The 18977-nt window shown below is 62.9% G+C and carries 19 protein-coding genes and 1 pseudogene; 8 read left to right on the forward strand and 12 right to left on the reverse strand.

Features of this window, described 5'->3' with window-relative positions:
• Window positions 1-194: 194 nt before the first annotated feature.
• Window positions 195-1433, forward strand: coding sequence for a TraB/GumN family protein (locus tag DU490_RS06830; RefSeq protein WP_114573578.1), 1239 nt, complete (start codon window positions 195-197; stop codon window positions 1431-1433).
• Between the two features lie 36 nt (window positions 1434-1469).
• Window positions 1470-1580: pseudogene (locus DU490_RS06835) on the forward strand (hypothetical protein); the annotation flags it as partial.
• A 4-nt stretch (window positions 1581-1584) separates the two neighbouring features.
• Here the strand turns inward: DU490_RS06835 and DU490_RS06840 are convergent.
• The 3 genes from DU490_RS06840 to aceK all read right to left on the reverse strand — a co-directional run bounded on the left by DU490_RS06840 (window position 1585) and on the right by aceK (window position 4995).
• Complete coding sequence (locus DU490_RS06840) at window positions 1585-2352, reverse strand: tRNA-uridine aminocarboxypropyltransferase (RefSeq protein WP_404872838.1); 768 nt, start codon at window positions 2350-2352, stop codon at window positions 1585-1587.
• A gap of 96 nt (window positions 2353-2448) precedes the next feature.
• Window positions 2449-3183 (reverse strand): NAD-dependent deacylase, encoded by a 735-nt coding sequence (locus DU490_RS06845; RefSeq protein ID WP_114573579.1) that lies wholly within the window; start codon window positions 3181-3183, stop codon window positions 2449-2451.
• A 66-nt stretch (window positions 3184-3249) separates the two neighbouring features.
• Window positions 3250-4995 carry a bifunctional isocitrate dehydrogenase kinase/phosphatase gene (gene aceK, locus DU490_RS06850; protein WP_114573580.1) on the reverse strand — a complete coding sequence of 582 codons (1746 nt, stop codon included), beginning with the start codon at window positions 4993-4995 and terminating at the stop codon, window positions 3250-3252.
• 304 nt (window positions 4996-5299) lie between these two features.
• Here aceK and DU490_RS06855 point away from each other — a divergent pair, with 304 nt between their 5' ends.
• Window positions 5300-5647: a CcdB family protein gene (locus DU490_RS06855; RefSeq protein WP_114573581.1), complete on the forward strand. Its 348-nt coding sequence runs from the start codon at window positions 5300-5302 to the stop codon at window positions 5645-5647.
• Window positions 5648-5764: 117 nt separating this feature from the next.
• On the opposite strand, the gene DU490_RS06860 is transcribed toward DU490_RS06855, so the two are convergent.
• Together DU490_RS06860 and DU490_RS06865 are read right to left on the reverse strand one after the other, a co-directional pair.
• Window positions 5765-6997: an MFS transporter gene (locus tag DU490_RS06860; RefSeq protein ID WP_114573582.1), complete on the reverse strand. Its 1233-nt coding sequence runs from the start codon at window positions 6995-6997 to the stop codon at window positions 5765-5767.
• Window positions 6998-7108: 111 nt separating this feature from the next.
• Window positions 7109-7774, reverse strand: coding sequence for an SDR family oxidoreductase (locus DU490_RS06865; RefSeq protein ID WP_114573583.1), 666 nt, complete (start codon window positions 7772-7774; stop codon window positions 7109-7111).
• 224 nt (window positions 7775-7998) lie between these two features.
• On the opposite strand from DU490_RS06865, the gene DU490_RS06870 reads away from it, so the two are divergent.
• On the forward strand, window positions 7999-9417 hold the full coding sequence (locus DU490_RS06870; RefSeq protein ID WP_114573584.1) for a hypothetical protein: 1419 nt from the start codon (window positions 7999-8001) through the stop codon (window positions 9415-9417).
• A gap of 334 nt (window positions 9418-9751) precedes the next feature.
• On the opposite strand, the gene DU490_RS06875 is transcribed toward DU490_RS06870, so the two are convergent.
• Window positions 9752-11059 carry a ferredoxin reductase family protein gene (locus DU490_RS06875; RefSeq protein WP_258801419.1) on the reverse strand — a complete coding sequence of 436 codons (1308 nt, stop codon included), beginning with the start codon at window positions 11057-11059 and terminating at the stop codon, window positions 9752-9754.
• A gap of 182 nt (window positions 11060-11241) precedes the next feature.
• On the opposite strand from DU490_RS06875, the gene DU490_RS06880 reads away from it, so the two are divergent.
• From DU490_RS06880 to DU490_RS06895, 4 genes are all read left to right on the forward strand, one after another.
• Complete coding sequence (locus tag DU490_RS06880; protein ID WP_181869989.1) at window positions 11242-12540, forward strand: Glu/Leu/Phe/Val dehydrogenase; 1299 nt, start codon at window positions 11242-11244, stop codon at window positions 12538-12540.
• 106 nt (window positions 12541-12646) lie between these two features.
• On the forward strand, window positions 12647-13414 hold the full coding sequence (locus DU490_RS06885) for a pseudouridine synthase (RefSeq protein ID WP_114573585.1): 768 nt from the start codon (window positions 12647-12649) through the stop codon (window positions 13412-13414).
• A 21-nt stretch (window positions 13415-13435) separates the two neighbouring features.
• Window positions 13436-14269, forward strand: a complete 834-nt coding sequence (tcdA, locus tag DU490_RS06890) for a tRNA cyclic N6-threonylcarbamoyladenosine(37) synthase TcdA (protein WP_114573586.1) — start codon at window positions 13436-13438, stop codon at window positions 14267-14269.
• Between the two features lie 34 nt (window positions 14270-14303).
• On the forward strand, window positions 14304-14528 hold the full coding sequence (locus tag DU490_RS06895; RefSeq protein WP_114573587.1) for a DUF1653 domain-containing protein: 225 nt from the start codon (window positions 14304-14306) through the stop codon (window positions 14526-14528).
• On the opposite strand, the gene DU490_RS06900 is transcribed toward DU490_RS06895, so the two are convergent.
• The 6 genes from DU490_RS06900 to DU490_RS06925 all read right to left on the reverse strand — a co-directional run bounded on the left by DU490_RS06900 (window position 14525) and on the right by DU490_RS06925 (window position 18975).
• Window positions 14525-15292: an ABC transporter permease gene (locus tag DU490_RS06900; RefSeq protein WP_114480879.1), complete on the reverse strand. Its 768-nt coding sequence runs from the start codon at window positions 15290-15292 to the stop codon at window positions 14525-14527. The two genes, DU490_RS06895 and DU490_RS06900, sit on opposite strands and share 4 nt — an antisense overlap.
• 13 nt (window positions 15293-15305) lie before the next feature.
• A complete protein-coding gene (locus DU490_RS06905) occupies window positions 15306-16151 on the reverse strand; it encodes an ABC transporter ATP-binding protein (RefSeq protein ID WP_258801424.1) in 846 nt (281 codons plus the stop codon).
• Between the two features lie 4 nt (window positions 16152-16155).
• Window positions 16156-17205, reverse strand: a complete 1050-nt coding sequence (locus DU490_RS06910; protein WP_114573588.1) for an ABC transporter substrate-binding protein — start codon at window positions 17203-17205, stop codon at window positions 16156-16158.
• 316 nt (window positions 17206-17521) lie between these two features.
• A complete protein-coding gene (gene bfr, locus DU490_RS06915; RefSeq protein WP_114573589.1) occupies window positions 17522-18004 on the reverse strand; it encodes a bacterioferritin in 483 nt (160 codons plus the stop codon).
• Between the two features lie 167 nt (window positions 18005-18171).
• A complete protein-coding gene (locus tag DU490_RS06920) occupies window positions 18172-18378 on the reverse strand; it encodes a (2Fe-2S)-binding protein (RefSeq protein WP_114573590.1) in 207 nt (68 codons plus the stop codon).
• 120 nt (window positions 18379-18498) lie between these two features.
• Entirely contained in the window at window positions 18499-18975 is a 477-nt protein-coding gene (locus DU490_RS06925) for an RDD family protein (protein WP_114573591.1), read from the reverse strand.
• Between the last annotated feature and the right edge of the window lie 2 nt (window positions 18976-18977).

The raw sequence follows: 18977 nt of genomic DNA on the forward strand, positions 1-18977 counted from the left end.
CGGTGCGCGGAATCCTCACATATACCCCATATGCTCCGTTCCTGTGCTCCGTGCGCCTTGCGCTTCATCTCGCTCGGCTATTTGTTCAGCGTTTCCTTGGATAAGTCTGATGCTACTTCTGACAGGCCGGGTTTGGAGCGCGGGCCGGCTTCGTGGATAATCAGGCATTCATCCCCTTTCAACCCCGAGCGTTCATGACCCACTCCCAGGACACCGTGACCGACCCCCGCCAGGAAGGCGACTTCAGCGGCCCGCGCCAAGTCATCGAGCTGGGCGGGACGCGCTACACCCTGCTGGGCACTGCCCATGTCTCGGCACAGAGCGCCGATGACGTGCGCCGCCTGATCGGCTCCGGTGAATTCGATGCCGTGGCCATCGAGCTGTGTGATTCCCGCCACCAGAACCTCAGCGACCCGGACGCCCTGGGCAAGCAGGATCTCTTTGAAATTTTTCGCCAGGGCAAGGCCGGCATGGTAGCCGCCAGCCTGGCGCTGGGCGCCTTCCAGCAGCGAGTCGCCGAGCAGTCGGGGATCGAGCCGGGTGCCGAGATGCGTGCCGCCCTGGAGGAGGCACGCCGGCACGAGCTGCCCTTGCTGCTGATCGACCGCGACGTGGGCATCACCCTGAAGCGCATCTACCACAACGTGCCCTGGTGGCAGCGCATGTCGCTGTTCACCGGGCTACTCGGCAGCGTACTGTCGCGCCAGGAGATCAAGCCCGAGGAGATCGAACGGCTGAAGCAGGGCGACGTACTGGAGTCCACCTTCAACGAATTCGCCGCCGAGTCCGAGGCGCTCTACATACCGCTGATCACCGAGCGCGACCGCTACATGGTGATGTGTCTGGCCGAGCAGGCCCCGCCCGGGCGCTATCGCAATGTGCTGGTGGTGATCGGTGCCGGGCATATGAAGGGCATGGCCGAGCGCTTCGGCGAACCCCTGCCCACCTCGCCCCGGGAAGAGCGAGAGAAGCTGGAAGTCACGCCGCCACCGTCGAGGATTTGGCGCTCACTCCCCTGGCTGATCACGGCCCTGGTGCTGACCGGCTTCGCCATCGGCTTCTCGCGCAACACCGAACTGGGCTGGCAGCTGGTCGGCGAGTGGTTCCTGATCAACGGCGTGCTCTCGGGGCTCGCCACCCTGGCCGCCCTGGCTCACCCGGTCACGGTACTGGCCACCATGGTCGCGGCACCGCTCACCTCGCTGAACCCGACCATCGGCGCCGGCTTCGTCGCCGCCGGGGTGGAGCTGTGGATGCGCAAGCCCAAGGTGCGCGACTTTTCCACCCTGCGCCACGATGTCATCGAGCTGAAGGGCTGGTGGCGCAATCGGGTCTCACGCACCCTGCTGGTATTCCTGTTCGCCACGCTGGGCTCCGCCGCCGGCACCTGGATCGCCGGGTTCCGCATCGCCGGGGCGCTGTTCGGCAGTTGACGAGGAGCGTTACCTCTCTTTCCCGGCGTCACCGCCTGGCAGCCGGGTAACACGCCGCACCAGCTGGTGCATCGGGCCGACATGGCCATGTATCAGGCCAAGGAGGCGGGGCGCGCCTGCGTTCGAGTGGCCGGGGCAACTGACTGAAGGCTTACCGGGTGCGATGGTCCTGCAGTCGCTTCATGGCGGGCGTCGGCTCCTGAAGCTTCTCGAAGCGTCGGCTGGCGGCGTAGCTGTCGTTGAAGGCGTCGAAATAGTCATCCAGCACGTCACCGGCCAGGGTATCACCCGATTGACGCAGCAGTTCGGCAGCCACCTCGGCCGTGCAGAGGTGTGCCGCCGATGCTGGCTTGCGCAGCCGATAGCGGGTCAGCCGCTCGGTCGCCAGCGGCAGTACCGGCAGGTGATCTAAGTAAGGGCTCTTGCGAAAGATCCGCCGCGCCTGGCGCCAGGTACCGTCAAGCAGAATAAAGACCGGCATCTTCCCCTCACCCTTGACACCCGCGACAGCGTCCAGGCCCACCACGCGGTCGGCGTAGTCAGGCTGATCATCGGGAAAGATCACGAAGGGAGCGAAGCGGTTGTCCTCAAGCAGTGCCAGCAACCGCTCGTCCGGTTTTGTTCGATACCAGGTAAACACCTCGGTGGCGGGCAGCACGTCATGGATCAACCGGCCGGTATTGGTCGGCTTGTGGTGCTCCAGAGGGTGCGTCAACAGCCAGACACGGACCGTACTCTCCACAGCGAGTCGATAGGGGCAGAGGCAGTTCAGGCGGGGCAGATTGCAGCCGGGGCAGCGCTCGACGAAGCTGCCACGCGCCTTGAACTCACGCCGCGGCGGCCGAGGATGGCCCGTGGCGGGGTCGCGGGCGGTCAAATCGCCGGGGTTCCGGTTCGACATGAGAGTCTGGTTCGACATGAAAGCCTGTCGCGGTGCTGAAAGGGGCGGCATTCTATCATGCCTTTCCGTGTCCTCGGCTTTGTCCGGAAAGTGTTTGCGCTTGGCGATACGGCGTTAGCCTATCAGGGTTTCCGGCATCCAAAGCCGCCCCTCCCGCTTCCAATGGCGCACCAGCTGCGTCACCCCTTTGCCGGCAGGCTGGCTCAGCCGTGCCACACCGGGCGGCGAAACGGCCTCGGCGTCGGGATCCACCAGCACGCATGGGGCCTCCAAGGGGGCATGATTCAGCAATGAAGCGGCGGGCATGACGGCAAGCGAGGTGCCGACCACCAGCAGCAGGTCCGCTTCGCCGACGATCTCACAAGCCTCGGCAAAGTGCGGCACGCTCTCGCCAAACCACACCACGTCCGGGCGCAGCTGGCTCCCCTTGTCGCAGATATCGCCCAGCTCGATGCCGCCACGCGGGAGTCGATACTGCATGCGGGAGTCTACCGTGGAGCGCGCCTTGAGGATCTCGCCATGCAGGTGCAGCACATTGCGCGAACCTGCACGCTCGTGCAGGTCGTCAATGTTCTGGGTGATGATGCTGACCCGGAAACCCTGTTTTTCCAGTCTTGCCAGGGCCTTGTGAGCGGCATTGGGCCGAGCCCGACGTACCTGAGTCCGGCGCGTGTTATAGAATTCCAGCACCCGCCGAGGGTCGCGACGCCAGGCTTCGGGGGTGGCCACCGCCTCGATGGGGTGGTCCGCCCAAAGGCCATCACTGGCACGGAAGGTCTGGATACCGCTCTCGGCACTGATGCCCGAGCCGGTAAAGACCACCAGATGAGGGCGCCTCTCCTCAGCCATACCTTGCCTCGTCATTGCTGCTGCCTGTGGGACGCGTTGAAACGGCAAGTCTGCAAGCGGCTCGCATCAGTAGACCAGACCAGTCTCCTCGCTGCCGGCGAACCGCTGCTTGTTGCGGTAGGGATAGACGTCGATGACCCGCCCATCGAGAATGGCCTGCTGCAATCCCTTCCAGTAATCCGCGTCGAGCAGCTCCGGGTGCAGCTCATAGAAGAGCTTGCGCAGCCGTATGTCGGCAAACAGGAAGGGGCCGAATTCCTCGGGGAAAATATCATTCGGCCCCACCGAGTACCAGGGCTCGTCGGAGAGCTCCTGCTCGGGATACATCGCCTCCGGAATATGCCGAAAATTGCATTCGGTGAGGTAGCTGACCTCGTCATAGTCGTAGAAGATCACTCGGCCGTGGCGAGTGACGCCGAAATTCTTGAGCAGCATGTCACCAGGGAAGATATTAGCAGCCGCCATCTGCTTGATGGCATTACCATAATCCTTGAGTACCGCCCGTATTTCGGCTTCATCGCACTGCTCGAGGTAGATGTTGAGGGGTGTCATCATCCGCTCCGTGTAGCAGTGCTTGATGATGACCTTATCGCCCTTGAGCTGGACATTGGATGGCGCCACCTCGAGCAGCTCCTTGAGGCACTCCGGCGCGAAGTGATCCTTGCGGGCAATGAAGTTAGAGAACTCCTGGGTATCGGCCATGCGCCCGACCCTGTCGTGCCGCTTGACCAGGCTGTACTTCTCGCGCACGTTCTCCCGGCTCATCCGCTTGGAAGGATCGAAACGGTCCTTGATGATCTTGAAGACCGTACGAAACGACGGCAGCACGAATACCACCATTACCATGCCCCGCACCCCGGGGGCGATGATGAACTTGTCCTCGCGCTTGGCTACCTGCCGGTTGAGTGCGCGAAAGAACTCCGTCTTGCCATGCTTGAAGAAACCGATCGTGGCGTACAGCTCCCCTTCGGGCTTGTCGGGCATCAATTCCTGCAGATAATCGACGAACTCGCCCGGCACCTGAACCTCCACCTGGAAGTAGGCGCGGGTGAAGGAGAAGATGATCGAGACTTCGTCGGATTCGATGAGCACCGTATCCAGGTGCAGCCCCTGCCCTTCATCATGTAGCACCGGCAACACCAGCGGCACCTGCTCACCGCCGCCTCGAATACGCCCTACCAGATAGGCACCCTTGTTGCGGTAGAAGACACTCTTGAGCAACTCGATTTCGGTATCCGGCGCGTCAAGAATGGTAGGCGGCAGGTGGCCAAGCAGGAACTCGGCAGCCAGCCTGGAATCACGCTGCAGGTTATCGAAAGGTGTCTCGAAGGGAGCATCCGCCAATGCCCAGCGAATGGCTTTCTGCCATTTCCCGTCTACCGGTAGACGGCGACAGCGCTCGATGCCGGAGTGGTGCGCCGCCGCATCCCGAGAGCTGTAGACGAACATCCAGTCGTTACGGATATGACGGTGATGGAAAATCGAGCAGAACATCGAATTGAAATAGGTTTCGGCCAGCTCGTAGTCGAGCCGCTGGCTGATCAGTTCGGCGTAATGATTCCTGCCTTCGCGCCAGCATTCGCAATGGGTCAGATCCTCGTCGGCGAAGGATCGCTTGAGCCTGTCGAGGGTTTCTTCAACCTTCTCGTCGTAGAGATTGATGCGTTCCGCCGAGGCCTGCTGTGCCTCCCGCCATGCGGCATCACGAAAGCGACGACTGGCATCCGCGGTGATTTCCTTGAAACGTGAACGGTATTCGTCGAAACCGTGCAGGATCGTGGCAGCAAGACGATAGGCGGGGGAATGCTTCATGACGGACTCCGGGCATCGTGAAGGCACAGCATGGCGAATTGTGCGCTGCAAGGCGAGCCGACCATGGTGGGGCTCGCTGTAGTCCCTTGTCATCCTGCCGGCAATCATCGGGGATTCAGAGGGCCCAGGCGCTGGCCACGCTTGCCTGGTGTCACGTCTTCATCATGGCACTGTCGCCAGACCGTCATCGCTCAGTGTCAGCCTTGTCGCCATAAGCCCTACTGGTAGGCGAGGCGGGCCGCCCGACGGCTTTCCATTCCAGTGGTAGCCGGTTGGCATACCAACTTCGACCACTACTGTCGCGATTCTTCGGCGCAGTGGAGCAGAGCGTAGGTGCGCCCGAAAACACGTTTACCCCAACCCAAGCAAAACCAGTAAGGCGCACTACCCATACCTAGTGAATATCCAAAGCCCCCTTCTGACAGACCTGGCAACTCGCCTTGTTATTCCACTTGGCAAGCGCTCAGCCTTCGGCGGACAAGCTATGCAGGGTGTTACTCCGGAAATAGCGTTCGACGGCGAAGAGTTGCTACTGCTGACTCCGCAAATTTCCTCAGTGTCAGAAAAGCACCTCAAGAATCCCGCTGGCTCCCTCGCGCACTTAAGAGATCAGATTGTTGGAGCTCTGGATCTAGCTATCACTGGCATTTAACGCCCGCTGTAGGTCTGGAGCAACACGAGGTGCCTCGGCCACTTTCAGCATTGCGCGTCAGGGCGGCGACGGAAAGCATGACGCCGCCCCGTGAGCGAGACCAGCCTGGTGGGCGACTCAGGCGGCGCGTGGCGACGCATCGCTGCGTACGCAGTTCAACAGGCAGAAGACAGCTAGTGTACCGGTCAGCGTGGGCAGCAGGAAACCCACGGTGTAGCTGCCGCTGAGCCACACGATCAGGCTGAACAGCGCCGGGCCCACCAGTACCCCCATGTAGGTAAGCACCAGCACGGCAGCCGTGGCCTCACCCACCTCACCGGGCTGGCAGCGCCGCGCCACCTCGCCCAGATAGACCCCGTTCCAGCCCACCGCCGTGGCGCCGGCGACCACCATCAGGGTGATCGTCAGCCAGGTAGGCACCGCGGTGCCGAGCACGGCCAGCAGAAAGAAGATCACGGCGATAACGCCGGCTAGGCCGAACAGTACTGGCAGGCTGCCCCCCAGGCGGTCGGCCAGCACGCCCCAGGCCAGGCGGCCCGATACCCCGGACACATGCACCAGCGACACTACGGCCCCCGCCATGACCAGACTCAGCAATAGCTCCTCGACCATGAAGGCCACCGCGAAGCTGAGCAGCGAAAGCTGCGCCGCGGAGAGGCAGAAGCCGGTGGCGCCCAGCCAGCGCATGGCACGGGAGCGACGCAGCACGCCAAGGCTGCCGGCCCTCTGCATGCGTACGTTGGCATCTCGGCTAGCATCCCAGCGGGAGCGCCGCGGCTGGAGTAGCAGCAGCGTAGCCAGGCAGGCCACACCCACCACCAGGAAAGCCGCCTGCCAGTTCCATAAGGCCGCCAGCGGCGGTGCCATCAAGCCTGCCAGCACGCCGCCCAGGGGCACGCCGGTCTGTTTGATGGAGTAGACGAGATTACGTCGTTCGGGCGGCGTGAAGCGGGACAGTAGCTCCGCCGCCGCCGGACTGGTGATGCCGTAGGCAAGGCCCAGCATCAGGGTGGTGCCGAGCAGCGCCAGCGGCGTGCCGATCAAGGCCAATGCGCAGCCCCCCATCACCAGCGCTATGGCCAGTTGGCTAGCCCGACAGCCACCCAGGCGCCGGGCGAACATCGCCGACTGCAGCGAGGTGAGCATCGCCACCCCGTAGAGCAGGCTGACCTGCAGCCCGACCCAGCCGGTCGGCACGCCGAAAGCGGCGGCGATCTGCGGTGCCAGGGTCGGTACCAGCAGCATTCCAGCACTACACAGCACCTGTACCCAAGTCGCGGCCAGCAGCACCACGACACCCTCGCCCCATTCGGTAGCGACGGCTGGCTGGTCGGTAGGAGATGGCAGCATGGGCGCGCTTCATGGCCAAGGAAACCGTTAGCCTACACACAATCTGCCACTCCCCGCCAATACCTGCGCCGGGACGAGTCGCGGCGACGCCGCTTGGCGCCCCTTCCCGCCTTACCAGGGAAGTGGTTCGCCGTTGCTGTGCCAGAAGGTGCCTGTGGTCTCCAGAGTCAGTGCCGCGATACGTGCCGCGATACCGGCTGTGGCTTCTTCCGGCGAAATCTGGCCGCCGAAGTTTACCATCCGGGTCTTCACGAAACCGGGATGGAGCTGGATGACCGAAATCCCGCGTGGTGCCAGGTCCATAGCCAACGACTTGCCGAAGGCATTGAGTGCCGCCTTGGAGGCGCGATAGCCATAACGGCCACCGGAATCGTTGTCGGCGATCGAACCCATGCGGCTGGTGATGTTGGCGATCTTGCTGCCTTCCCCCAGGTTGTCGAGCAACGCCTCGACCACGGCGAGCGGCGCGTAGGCATTGATCTCCATCTGTTCCCGGATGGTGTCGAAGTTCAATTCGCCCAGGGACTCGTCGCGCAGCAGGCCGGCGTTGTTGATCAGCAGGTCGAGCCGCTGATCCTTCACCTCCTCGGCGAGTCGGGCGATATCGGCGGCACGGGTCACATCGATACCTTCCACCACCCGGCTGGCCACTGCGTCCAGCTCGGCGGATGTCTGGCGACAGACCCCGATCACTTGCCAGCCCTCGCCATGATAGTGCCGGGCCAGTGCCAGGCCGACGCCGCGATTGGCACCGGTGATCAAGACGGTTGAGGACATGATGACTCCTGTTGGTTGGTAGAACGGTCGGTTTAACGTTGGCCGGAGGCTTTCCTGGCTTGCTCAGGGAGAGGTTGGGGGTCACGGGGCTCACTTCAAGCGGCAAGTGCTCCCCACTTTCCCTCAACGAAGAAGCCCCGTATAATGGTTACGAAATGTAAACATTGCCCGAAATAGCCGGGCGCCCCTATCACCGATGCTCGCCATCGAACAAGGAAGCTTCCATGGCCAACCGTGCCACTCCCCTTTTCCTGGTCGCCCTGGGCGGCGCAGCCGTCGGCTTGATCGTCGGCTGGCAGCTGCCGGCGGTCGCCACTTCCACCGAAACGGCGGCGGATGACGCTAGCGTCATGACCGCCTTTGAGCGCATCCAGCTGGGCGAACACCAGCGTGGTGAGATCACCTCGCAGAGTGAGCTCAACGGCAAGGATGGCAGCCGTTTCACCCGGTTCACCCTGCCGCTCGAAGAGGGAGCGCTGGTCGAAATCGAGCTCGGCGGTCCCCTGCAGGGCGCCCTGTCGCTGTATGACGATGAAGAGCAGCTGCTGGCATCCACCTACGCCCCTACTGACTACCTCGACCCGGCCCAGACACCGGCGCTGCGCCGCCGCATCGACGAAAGCGGTGATTACACCCTGATCGTGAGTGGCAACGACCTGCACAGCTATGGGCCCTTCAGCGTTACCAGCCGCAGCATGGAACTCACCACCAGCGACACCCTGAGCGTACCGTCACGTGCCGACGGCTGGCTGCAGGACGGGCCGGATCATTACACCCTGACGGTGGAAGAGAGCGGGCTTTACCAGATCGAGATGCGCTCCAGCGAAGTGGACGCCTACCTGGCCCTGGAAGGGGCTCATGGCTACCACCGCGAGGATGACGACAGCGCCGGCAACCTGGACGCACGCATCGCCGATTTCCTCGAGCCAGGCGAATACCAGCTCACCGCTCGCACCGCCCATGGCCAGGAGAGCGGCCTCTACACCCTCACCGTCGAGCTTCATGAACTCACCCACGGCGCCGCCCTGCGCAACAGCGGCGAGCTGGCGATCGACGATCCGCTGCATGGCTGGCTCAACGGCGAGGCGCTGGAATACCAGCTGACCCTCGAGTCTCCCGCCCTCGTCACCATCGACATGCTCTCCGACGACTTCGATGCCTTCCTCGAGCTACGCGGCGAGGACGTCTTCACCAGCGACGACGACGGCGGTGAAGGACTCAATGCACGTATCCGCTACAACCTGGGGCCGGGAGGCTACACCGTTACCGCCCGCAGCCACAGCTTCAGCGGCAGCGGCCTGTTCGAACTCAAGGCTTCCGCAGTGGAACTGGACGAACTCCCCGACGATGGTCAGCTGGCAATCGGCCAACCCATCGAAGCCTGGCTGGAAGCGGGAGCCCGGGATGCCTATACGTTTCAACTGGAAGAAGCCGGCACCTACCGCCTGGACATGATGTCCAGCGAGCTGGACGCCTTCCTGGAGCTGGAGGGAGAAGGACTATTCTTGAACGATGACGATGGCGGCAACAACCTCGATGCCCGTATCGAGGCGCACCTGGAGCCCGGCGAATACCGCGCCATCGCGCGCTCCTTCAACGGCGGCGACAGCGGCACCTATGTGCTGAGCCTGAGCGCCGAGTAGTCGCCCACTGCCAAGACGGTGGCCCCGACCGGCCATGGCAGGCCCCGATGGCGACCGCCTGTGGCGGGGCCATCGGTGGCCCATGGCACCTAACCAGCGACCAGGCGTGCGGCCAGAAAGGCGATTATCACCAGCAGCATGGCGATGAACGTGCCGGCGTGGTGAGCGTAGAGGTGCAGCATGGTGGCTCCTTAGGCTATGTACGAAAAGTCGCCGAGCGAAGGTCAGGCAAGGCAAAAATCGGCGAAAAAGCGGAGTTTACGGGGTGTAAATGAGCATTTTGAGTCGATTTTTAACGCCGCATGGCCGAGCGCAGGCAGTTTTCGTACAAAGCCTAGACGATATCGAATCGATCGGAATAGATACGGGTGGGCGCGACGCCAATGTGCAGTAGCGCCTTTTCGGCGGCATTCATCAACGGTCCGGGGCCGCAGATGAAGTACTCGCGCCGTCCATCGTCGGCAGGCAGCCGACGCCTCACCAGCGCCTCGTCGATCATGCCGCTCTCGCCTTGCCACTCCGGCTTCGGGTCGCTGATCACATAGATGACCTCGAGAGGCAGGATCTCCTCGAGTTCGGCCAACTCGTCGCGAAAGGTGGCTTCGTCCCAGGTATCGTTGGCATACAGCAGCCAGAGTGGCGCTTTCTTACCCCAGTCCCTCCAAGTGCGAAGAATGCTCATTATCGGTGTGATACCAATGCCCCCGGCAATCATCACCGCTCCTGCATCATCGTCGGCATCCGGCACGAAGGCGCCATAGGGGCCTTCGATGTAGGCCCGGGCACCCGGTTCGACGTCGGGCAGGGTATCGGTGAAATCACCGAGTCGCTTGGCGGTGAAGGCAACCCTGTCGCTATCGGCAGCCGATGACACCATCGAGAACGGATGCTGCTGAAGCGAGAACGGCGTCTTGCCCAGGGTGATCCAGAAAAACTGTCCCGGTGCAAAGACAAGGCGATGGTCGCCCTCGGCCTTCAGGGTCAACGTGGCGGCATCACCCCGTTCCTGATGGTTGTCGACCACACGCCAGGGGCGCTTGCGGTTGCGCCAGACCCGGAACAGCCGCGAATCCAGTAACAGCAGCAGCGGCACGGCGATGATCCCGATCAGCGCCAGCGAAGTCGCCATCCCAGCCGTGTAGTTCTGCACCATCAGCGCATGGCCGAGGCCAGCGGAAACGATGAAAAGCGACAGCATGCCATGTAGCGCCCGCCACCATTCGTAGGCGAGGCCGAAACGGGTCCGCCACAGCGAGCTCGCCACCAGCAGCAGCGTCGCTGCCAGCAGCAGGATCAGCGTTACCGCCCTGAGCGTCTCGTCACGCGGGTCGAGAAACTCGATCCATTCGGGTCGCGTGGTGATCATGAGGATAGGATGAGCCAGCACCAGCAGCAGGGCACAGATGCCCGTCTGCCGGTGAAACTGCAGGATATTGTCGAAGCCCAGCGACTCGGCGAACCAGCGATGGCGCCCCGATATCACGACCTGCATGGCCAGCACGCCGAGTGCCAGCAACCCCAGGAAAGCGCCGAAAACGGCACCCAGCGCCCGGCTCTCCTCAGGTCGTACTATCAATGCCACAATCAGTGGAATCATCGCCAGCAGCATATAGCTGCCACACCAGAAAAGTGCTTTTCGCATCAGCGGGCTCACGGCTTCCCTCCCTTGTCGATCCTTGACGTCCTGTTTGCCCAAGATAGTGCTTCATCCTGTAATCGACTGAAGTTTTTCGTACCCATTCCTGGCCCACCCATGGCGAGGAGGAATGGCTGCTACGCTTTTATCTATCGAGCATTAACCGCTTACGGCAATGGAGGATCACAATGTCACGGCAAATGGATCATGCCAATCTCTTCGCCGATGCCCGCTCGCGTCTGGACGACGTCTTCAATGCACTCGACGTACACGATGACGTCATCCAACGCTTGATGCAGCCAAGCCTGTCGCTAAAGGTAAGTGTACCGGTGCGTATGGACGATGGCCGGCTGCGCGTCTTTCCCGGCTGGCGAGTGCAATACGACACCACCCTGGGCCCGGCCAAGGGTGGCATTCGGTTCCATCCCGACGTCGATCAGCTCGAGGTCACCACCTTGAGCTTCTGGATGGCGGTGAAATGTGCCGTCGTCGACCTGCCTTATGGCGGCGGCAAGGGCGGTGTCAAGGTCGACCCCAAGCAGCTCTCCCGCCTCGAACTGGAGCGGCTCGCCCGGGGCTACATTCGTGCCATTGCCGATGTGATGGGCCCACGCCGCGACATCCCTGCACCCGACGTCAATACCAACGCCACGGTGATGGGCTGGATGGCCGACGAATACAACCATATCGTGCGCGGCAAGGAGCCTGCTGCCATAACCGGCAAGCCCCCGTCGCTGGGCGGCTCCCATGGCCGGGTGGCGGCCACCGGGCGCGGCGCCCTGCATGTGCTGGACCAGTGGGCCAAGCGTGGGCAGCGCAAGCCGGAAGATACGACGCTGGCCATTCAGGGCTTCGGCAATGCCGCCTATCACTTTGCCCGGCTGGCCTACGAACGCGGCTATCGCATCGTCGCCCTTTCCGATTCGGGTGGGGCCATCTACAGCAACGAAGGTCTGGACCCGGAACCGATCATGCAGCAGAAAACACAGAACCAGCGGCTGCATGACCTCGTCTACTGCGATGATTCGGTCTGCATCGCAGAGGATGTCGAGCATCTCGACCGCGACGACCTGTTGACCCTGGATGTCGACGTCCTGGTGCTCGCCGCGCTCGAAGATCAGGTTCACAGCGACAATGTGGAGCAAGTAAAGGCGAAGGCCCTGCTCGAGATCGCCAATGGCCCCGTTACCAGCAAGGCCGAGGCAGCGCTCATCGAGCGCGACGTACCGGTCCTGCCGGACGTGCTGGTCAATACCGGCGGCGTCATTGTCAGCTACTACGAGTGGGTACAGAACCGTACCGGCGAGCGCTGGACGGAGGAGACCGTCAACCAGCGCCTGGCCGAACAGATCGAAAGCCAGGGCCGCCTGGTACTGGAGCGAGCCGAGAAGGAGGGAATCTCCTACCGCCAGGCCGCCTACCGCCAGGGCATCGAGCGCATTGCCCATGGCATCCTTCAGCGGGGCAACTGCCAGTACGGCGAATGACGACATGCCCGGCAGCCAGGTGGTCGAGGCGGCAGGACAGTGCATGAGGTGACAACGCCTCGCATGGCGGCGACAATGGCGCCCCCGTTCCACGAGCCAGGCTGACATGTCGGAAGCGTTGACGATTCTCCATCGGGACGAGCATCTGGTCGCCGTGCACAAGCCGGCCGGGCTGCTGGTGCACCGCACGGCCCTGGCTCGGGGTGAGCGCGAATTCCTGCTGCAGCGTCTACGCGACCAGCTCGGCCAGCGAGTCTATCCGGTGCACCGCCTGGACCGCCCCACCTCGGGGGCAATGGTCTTCGCTCTGTCGGCAGCCGCGGCAACCAAGCTTGCGGACGCCTTTAGCGAGCGCCGGGTCGCCAAGCGCTACCTGGCAGTGGTTCGCGGTGTCGGCCCCGAGCACGACCGGCTCGATTACCCCCTGCGCGAGGAGGACGGCAGCCGCCCCAAGGCGGAAATGCCCGCCATGGAGGCGATGACCGAGGTGAAGCGACTCGATAGCGTCGAGCTGCCGGTGCAGGTGGACCGCTACCCCCAGAGCCGTTATTCGCTGATGCAGGCGTGCCCCGTGACCGGGCGCCGCCATCAGATACGCCGCCACCTGTCACAGCGGGGCTATCCCATCATCGGCGATGCCAAGCACGGCAAGGGCACCCACAACCGCTTCTTCAAGGAACAGCTGGCGTGTCCGCGGCTGCTGCTGGCCGCCGTGGGTCTGGCCTTCGACCATCCGCTCGAGGCGTATCGGCTGACCTTGAGCTGCGCCCTGGACGACCCCATGTCGGCCCTGTTCGAACGCTTCGGCTGGAGCGGTCACCTGCCGGCAAACCGCGCCAGCTGTAGCGCTTCACAGCCCGAACCCACCGCCTGACGGGAGCCCGGACCAGCGATCATGACAGCCCCATTCTCGAGCCACGGCGACCCTGCCACCCAGCATGACCACGACCTTCGTTTCGGCGGTATCCGTCGGCTCTATGGCGCCCGTGCCGCCGAGCGCTTCCGCACCGCCCATGTGGTGGTGGTGGGTGTCGGCGGCGTGGGCAGCTGGGCGGTGGAGGCGCTGGCCCGCTCGGGAATCGGCAAGCTCACGCTGATCGACCTGGACGATGTCTGCGTCTCCAACGTCAATCGCCAGCTCCACGCCCTGGACGGAACCATCGGCCGACCCAAGGTGGAGGTCCTGGCCGAGCGCTGCCGGGCGATCCAGCCGGGCATCGAGGTGGTGGCGGATACCGCCTTCGTCACCCCCACCAACCTGGCCGAGCGCATACCCCAGGACGCCGACCACGTGGTGGACGCCATCGACAGCGTGCTGGCCAAGGCCGCTCTGATCGCCTGGTGCAAGCGCCGCAAGCTACCGATCACGGTGACCGGTGCCGCCGGGGGCCAGACCGACCCGACACGCATCCGCATAGCGGACCTCAGCCGTACGGAGCACGACCCGCTGCTGGCCAAGGTTCGTGCACGCTTGCGCCGTGATTTCGGCTTCTCGCGAAACCCCAAGCGCCGCTTCTCGGTGGAGTGCGTCTATTCTGAAGAACAACTGGTCTATCCGGGCAACGATGGCGAGGTGTGCTTCCAGAAACCGGGGACCGGCGAGCCGACACGGCTAGACTGCGCCTCGGGCTTCGGTGCAGCCACCTTCGTCACCGGCAGCTTCGGTTTCGTTGCCGTCTCGCGGGTGCTGGCCAGATTGGCCAGGCTCGCCGCCGCCCCCGGCAAGTGACCCTCCAACCCCGCCTCACAGCATGGAGTCTACGATGACACGCCCCTATCCCGTTCCCGGCATCTACAGCCACTACAAGGGCAACCGCTACGAGGTGCTGGGCGTCGCCCACCACAGCGAGAGCGAAGACGCCCTGGTGGTCTATCGCGCCCTCTACGGCGAGTACGGATTGTGGGTACGGCCAATCGCCATGTTCACCGAAACCGTCGAAGTACAGGGCCAAACGGTGCCGCGCTTCGACCTGGAGAAGGCGTTCTAGCGCTGCCCCCGATGTGCCCACCCCGTCATCCGCTTCTCCAGCACGGCAAACAGCTCATACATCACCATCGCCATGGCGCTGATCACGATCAGTCCGGCGAATACCAGCGCCATGCGCATCTGCGAGCCGGCACTCATCATCAGGTAACCGATACCCTGGTTGGAGGCCACCGTTTCCGACACCACGGTGCCGACGAAGGCCAGGGTGATAGCCACCTTCAACGAGGCGAAGAAGTAGGGCAGCGAGCGCGGCAGCCCCACCTTGAGCAGCACGTCGAGACGCTTGGCCCCAAGTACCCGCAGTACGTCCTCCATTTCCGGCTCCAGGGTCGCAAGCCCGGTGGCCACGTTGACCACGATAGGGAAGAAGCAGATCAGGAAGGCGGTAAGGATCGCTGGCACCGAGCCGATGCCGAACCACACCACCAGGATCGGCACGAAGGCGACCTTGGGAATTGCGTTGAACCCCACCAGCAGCGGGTAGCAGGCATGGTAGAGAAATTTCGACGAACCGATGATGAAGCCCAGCAGCAGGCCGACCGCCACGCCGATGCCAAAGCCGACCATGGTGGTCCAGAAGGTCTGCCAGGAGTGCATACCGATGGGACCGGCGTAGGTCACCAGCGCCTGCGCCGTGGCCCAGGCCCCGGGAAAAATGAACTCCGGCACGTCGAGCAGACGCACCGTGGCTTCCCAGATCACCACCAGGATCGCCACCGCTGCCCAGGGCGCGATCCGCTGGCGGCTCTTTTCACTCAGTTGCATGTCACGTCCTCGATCAGGTCCCGCGAATCTCGCCGATCTGCTTGCGCAGGCTCTGCACCAGGCCGGTGAACGGCTCCTCGTAGGTGATCGCCAGTTCACGCGGCCGCGGCAGGTCAATGGTGCGCCGTTCGATGATGCGCCCCGGGCGCCGGCTCATGACATACACGGTGTCGGCCAGGAAGGCCGCCTCGCGCAGGTCATGAGTCACCAGCACCACAGTGAAACGCTGGAACTCCCACAGGTCGCGCAGCACGCACCAAAGCTCCTCGCGGGTAAAAGCATCCAGGGCAGCGAAGGGTTCATCAAGCATCAGCAGCCGCGGGCGATGGATCAGCGCCCGGCAGATAGACGCCCGCTGCTGCATACCGCCGGAGAGCTGCCAGGGAAACTGGTCCTCGTAGCCCTCGAGACCCACGGTGCGCAACAGTTCACGGGCCCAACCGACGAACTCGGCCCGGCGCTTGCGAAACTGCGAGCGGTAAGGCTTGACGATCTCCAGCGGCAGCAGGACGTTATCCAACGTGGTCCGCCAGGGCAGCAAGTTGGCATTCTGGAACGCCATGCCTGATATCTTCAGCGGGCCACCGACCGGCTTTCCATCGACCCTCACCTGGCCTGCGGTTGGGCCATGCAGGCCGGTGCACAGCTTCATGAACGTCGACTTGCCACAGCCACTGGGGCCGACGAAGGCAACGAACTCGCCCTCATCGATGGAAAGCGTGATGTCTTCGATGGCGTTGCCCGAATCGTCGTAGGCCAGGCTCACCTCGTCAAAGGCAACGAAGGGCGTGTCGGCGGCTCCACCACGCCCCGGCTCCACAGCCCCGTCGGCGGACAGGTCCTGGGATGTTTCCAGCATGCCGCTACTCCGCCCGGCCAGGAAAGATCATCCGCTCATTCTGAGGCGGCAGGAAACGAGAGGTGAAGACCCGCTCGGGTTCGGGCACCGACGGTAGCTCATAGGCATCGGCCACCAGCTGAATGGCGTTGCGCAATCGCTCCTCGTCCACCGCCCCGGCGCCATTGGCGCGAGCGTCCTCGGTGTCGATCACGCTGCCGATGGCAAGCTTGAGTCGCCGGATCTCCATCTCCCTGTCGATCAGCGAGTCACGGTTGTAGACATACTCGATGGCACCATCCGGGTCGGCCAGGGTCTCCTCGAGGGCACGGTTGAAGGCGCGAAGGAAGCCCTCGACGGCTTTGGGGTGCTCCTCGGAGAAAGCCTGGCTGGCGATGATGGCATTGCCATAGAGCGGCACGCCATAGTCGGGAAACGGCATGATGGTGAGCGCCTCTTCACTCATCCCTCGCCCTTCCAGGTTGAGCAGGCTGGTGAAGTAGAAGCCGGTGATCGCGTCCACGTCACCGCGTACCAGCAGAGTCTCGCGCAGGGTCGGGTCGACGTTCTGCCACTCGACGTCGTCGGCGTCGAGGTCGTTGGCCGCGGCAAAGATGCCCCAGGCCCGGTAGCCGGTATCGAAGGCCGGTGCGGCGATGGACTTGCCGGCAAGGTCCGCGGGCGACTCGATATCGCGATCTTTGCGCGCGAAGACCGAGGCGGGGCTACCGTCATACACCACATAGACCCCCTGGATGCCAGGCCCATCGGGATTCTCGGCGAGAAACTCCACCAGGGCATTGAGGTCACCGAAGCCCATTTCGTATGCCCCGGAGGCGACACGATTGATGGCGCCGGCAGAGCCACTGCCGGAATCCACCTCGACCCTGAGCCCCTCCTCGGCGAAGTAGCCGCGCTCCACGGCCATCAGGAAGGGGGCCGAAGGACCCTCGAAACGCCAATCTAGCTGGAAACGAATGCGGGTCTCGTCGGCCTGGACGAGCGATGTCCCGACCAATGAAAGACCGAGTGCGCCGACCAGCAGGCCGGTGGAAGGTAAAAGGTAACGACTCATCAAGGCTGCCCTCGCAGGTTCTGGTTACGATTATTATATGCAGCTTTCTTGCCAACTCCACACACACAGGTAATCAAGCGTGGCGTGCGCACCCATATAAAGCAGGGCAAGGCGGCCAGGGCAACGTACGGGTACAGTGCGCGACGACTGGCACGCCTACATGCACCAGCGTAGAACATTGACGCCGGTTTCCCGGAGCGAGCAAGAAAAGGAAAACGTCGACACCGGCACAGCGCACCGGTGTCGTTAGGATAGTGTCGTTAGGGAAGAGATCGGTGAGGGTAGGGAATAAGAGAACGCAGCCCTGCGGCAGGCCTTACTCGTCGCCCGCTTCCTGCATCTGCTTGAGCATGTAGTTCTCGATACCGACCTTGTCGATCAGGCCGAGCTCTGTCTCGATGTGGTCAATGTGGTCTTCCTCATCGGCAAGGATGTCGCGGAAGAGATCGCGGCTCACGTAGTCCTTGATCTGCTCACAATAGGTGATTGCTTCGATATAGTCGTTACGTCCTTCGTGCTCGATCTTGAGATCGCATTCGAGCATCTCGCGCACGTTCTCACCGATATGCAGCTTGCCTAGATCCTGCAAGTTGGGAATGCCTTCCAGGAAAAGAATACGCTCGATCAACCTGTCGGCATGCTGCATCTCCTCGATGGACTCGTCGTACTCCCACTTGGCCAACGCCTTGAGACCCCAGTCCTTGTACATCTTGGCATGCAGGAAGTACTGATTGATCGCGACCATCTCGTTGCCGAGTGCGGTGTTTAGATGTTCGATGACCTTGGCATCGCCTTTCATTGCGCTTCTCCATTCTCGTCGGGTGTCGGGGGATAGATCAGTATTGGCTACACTGACAAAAAAGTCCAACCACGACAAGAGCTTGGACAAAAGCCAACAAGAATGATAGAGATTGGCATCGGGACTGGAGCCGGCACAGCCCGCCGCGTCAGCCCCAGAGGAGAAGGCTATACGGCATATGCCAGGCCGGCTGCCGATGCCTGCATTTCCGACCTGATGGCATCACGTGTGATGGTCTTGGCCAGGCAAGCACACTTGCCGCACTGGGTAGCACAGCCGGTCTCGCCCTGCACTTCGCGCCAGCTACGTGCTCCGTCCTCGACGGCCGAGCGAATCTTGTGGTCGGATACGCCTTTGCACAGACATACGTACATTTGCCATCACCTCGTCATAGCCTACAAGGTTAATGTAAATGATTCGCATAGACTATCGCAAGTGACGATCGGACATTTTTTGATCGACGTCATTGTTTCCGGCCACCTGCCCTCGTGATGTCACCGGCGGGCTTTGGGCACCACCACCACCCGGGTGCCGGAGGCGATATCGGACCAGCTGCGCTTTTGCCCATCGAAGAGAATCCACCAGTAGCCAAGGCCAAGAGCCGCCAACGACACCCACCCCACCAGGTAGCGCACCAGGCTCTGGGTCCAGGTGATCGAGCACCCGTCGTCGGTCTGTACGCGCAATCGCCAGGCCTGCATCCCCAAGGTCATGCCGCCACGGGTCCAGGAAAAGGCGAAGAAGACGTAGGCGCTGAGTGCCAGGGCAAGGCGCAGCGAGAGCACCTGGGCGAGGCCGGCCCCTACCGTTTCAGGCGGCAACTCCAGCACAAGCCTCACCCAGGCCACGTGGACAGTGGTGATGCCGATCCAGATAGCCAGCACCAGCAGCGCGTCGTACACCATCGCACCCATTCGCTTGCCCAGACCGGCCGGCCATACTTCGTCGAGCTGATCGAAACGTCGTTGCATAG

Source organism: Halomonas sp. DQ26W, from assembly GCF_003339685.1.
Lineage (GTDB): Bacteria > Pseudomonadota > Gammaproteobacteria > Pseudomonadales > Halomonadaceae > Halomonas.

Excerpts from the sequence above, each read along its gene's own strand:
- DU490_RS06830 (WP_114573578.1), top strand. The coding sequence starts at position 195 with ATGACCCACTCCCAGGACACCGTGACCGACCCCCGCCAGGAAGGCGAC.
- DU490_RS06840 (WP_404872838.1), bottom strand. The coding sequence starts at position 2,352 with ATGTCGAACCAGACTCTCATGTCGAACCGGAACCCCGGCGATTTGACC.
- DU490_RS06845 (WP_114573579.1), bottom strand. The coding sequence starts at position 3,183 with ATGGCTGAGGAGAGGCGCCCTCATCTGGTGGTCTTTACCGGCTCGGGC.
- aceK (WP_114573580.1), bottom strand. The coding sequence starts at position 4,995 with ATGAAGCATTCCCCCGCCTATCGTCTTGCTGCCACGATCCTGCACGGT.
- DU490_RS06860 (WP_114573582.1), bottom strand. The coding sequence starts at position 6,997 with ATGCTGCCATCTCCTACCGACCAGCCAGCCGTCGCTACCGAATGGGGC.
- DU490_RS06865 (WP_114573583.1), bottom strand. The coding sequence starts at position 7,774 with ATGTCCTCAACCGTCTTGATCACCGGTGCCAATCGCGGCGTCGGCCTG.
- DU490_RS06870 (WP_114573584.1), top strand. The coding sequence starts at position 7,999 with ATGGCCAACCGTGCCACTCCCCTTTTCCTGGTCGCCCTGGGCGGCGCA.
- DU490_RS06875 (WP_258801419.1), bottom strand. The coding sequence starts at position 11,059 with ATGCGAAAAGCACTTTTCTGGTGTGGCAGCTATATGCTGCTGGCGATG.
- DU490_RS06880 (WP_181869989.1), top strand. The coding sequence starts at position 11,242 with ATGTCACGGCAAATGGATCATGCCAATCTCTTCGCCGATGCCCGCTCG.
- DU490_RS06885 (WP_114573585.1), top strand. The coding sequence starts at position 12,647 with ATGTCGGAAGCGTTGACGATTCTCCATCGGGACGAGCATCTGGTCGCC.
- tcdA (WP_114573586.1), top strand. The coding sequence starts at position 13,436 with ATGACAGCCCCATTCTCGAGCCACGGCGACCCTGCCACCCAGCATGAC.
- DU490_RS06895 (WP_114573587.1), top strand. The coding sequence starts at position 14,304 with ATGACACGCCCCTATCCCGTTCCCGGCATCTACAGCCACTACAAGGGC.
- DU490_RS06900 (WP_114480879.1), bottom strand. The coding sequence starts at position 15,292 with ATGCAACTGAGTGAAAAGAGCCGCCAGCGGATCGCGCCCTGGGCAGCG.
- DU490_RS06905 (WP_258801424.1), bottom strand. The coding sequence starts at position 16,151 with ATGCTGGAAACATCCCAGGACCTGTCCGCCGACGGGGCTGTGGAGCCG.
- DU490_RS06910 (WP_114573588.1), bottom strand. The coding sequence starts at position 17,205 with ATGAGTCGTTACCTTTTACCTTCCACCGGCCTGCTGGTCGGCGCACTC.
- bfr (WP_114573589.1), bottom strand. The coding sequence starts at position 18,004 with ATGAAAGGCGATGCCAAGGTCATCGAACATCTAAACACCGCACTCGGC.
- DU490_RS06920 (WP_114573590.1), bottom strand. The coding sequence starts at position 18,378 with ATGTACGTATGTCTGTGCAAAGGCGTATCCGACCACAAGATTCGCTCG.
- DU490_RS06925 (WP_114573591.1), bottom strand. The coding sequence starts at position 18,975 with ATGCAACGACGTTTCGATCAGCTCGACGAAGTATGGCCGGCCGGTCTG.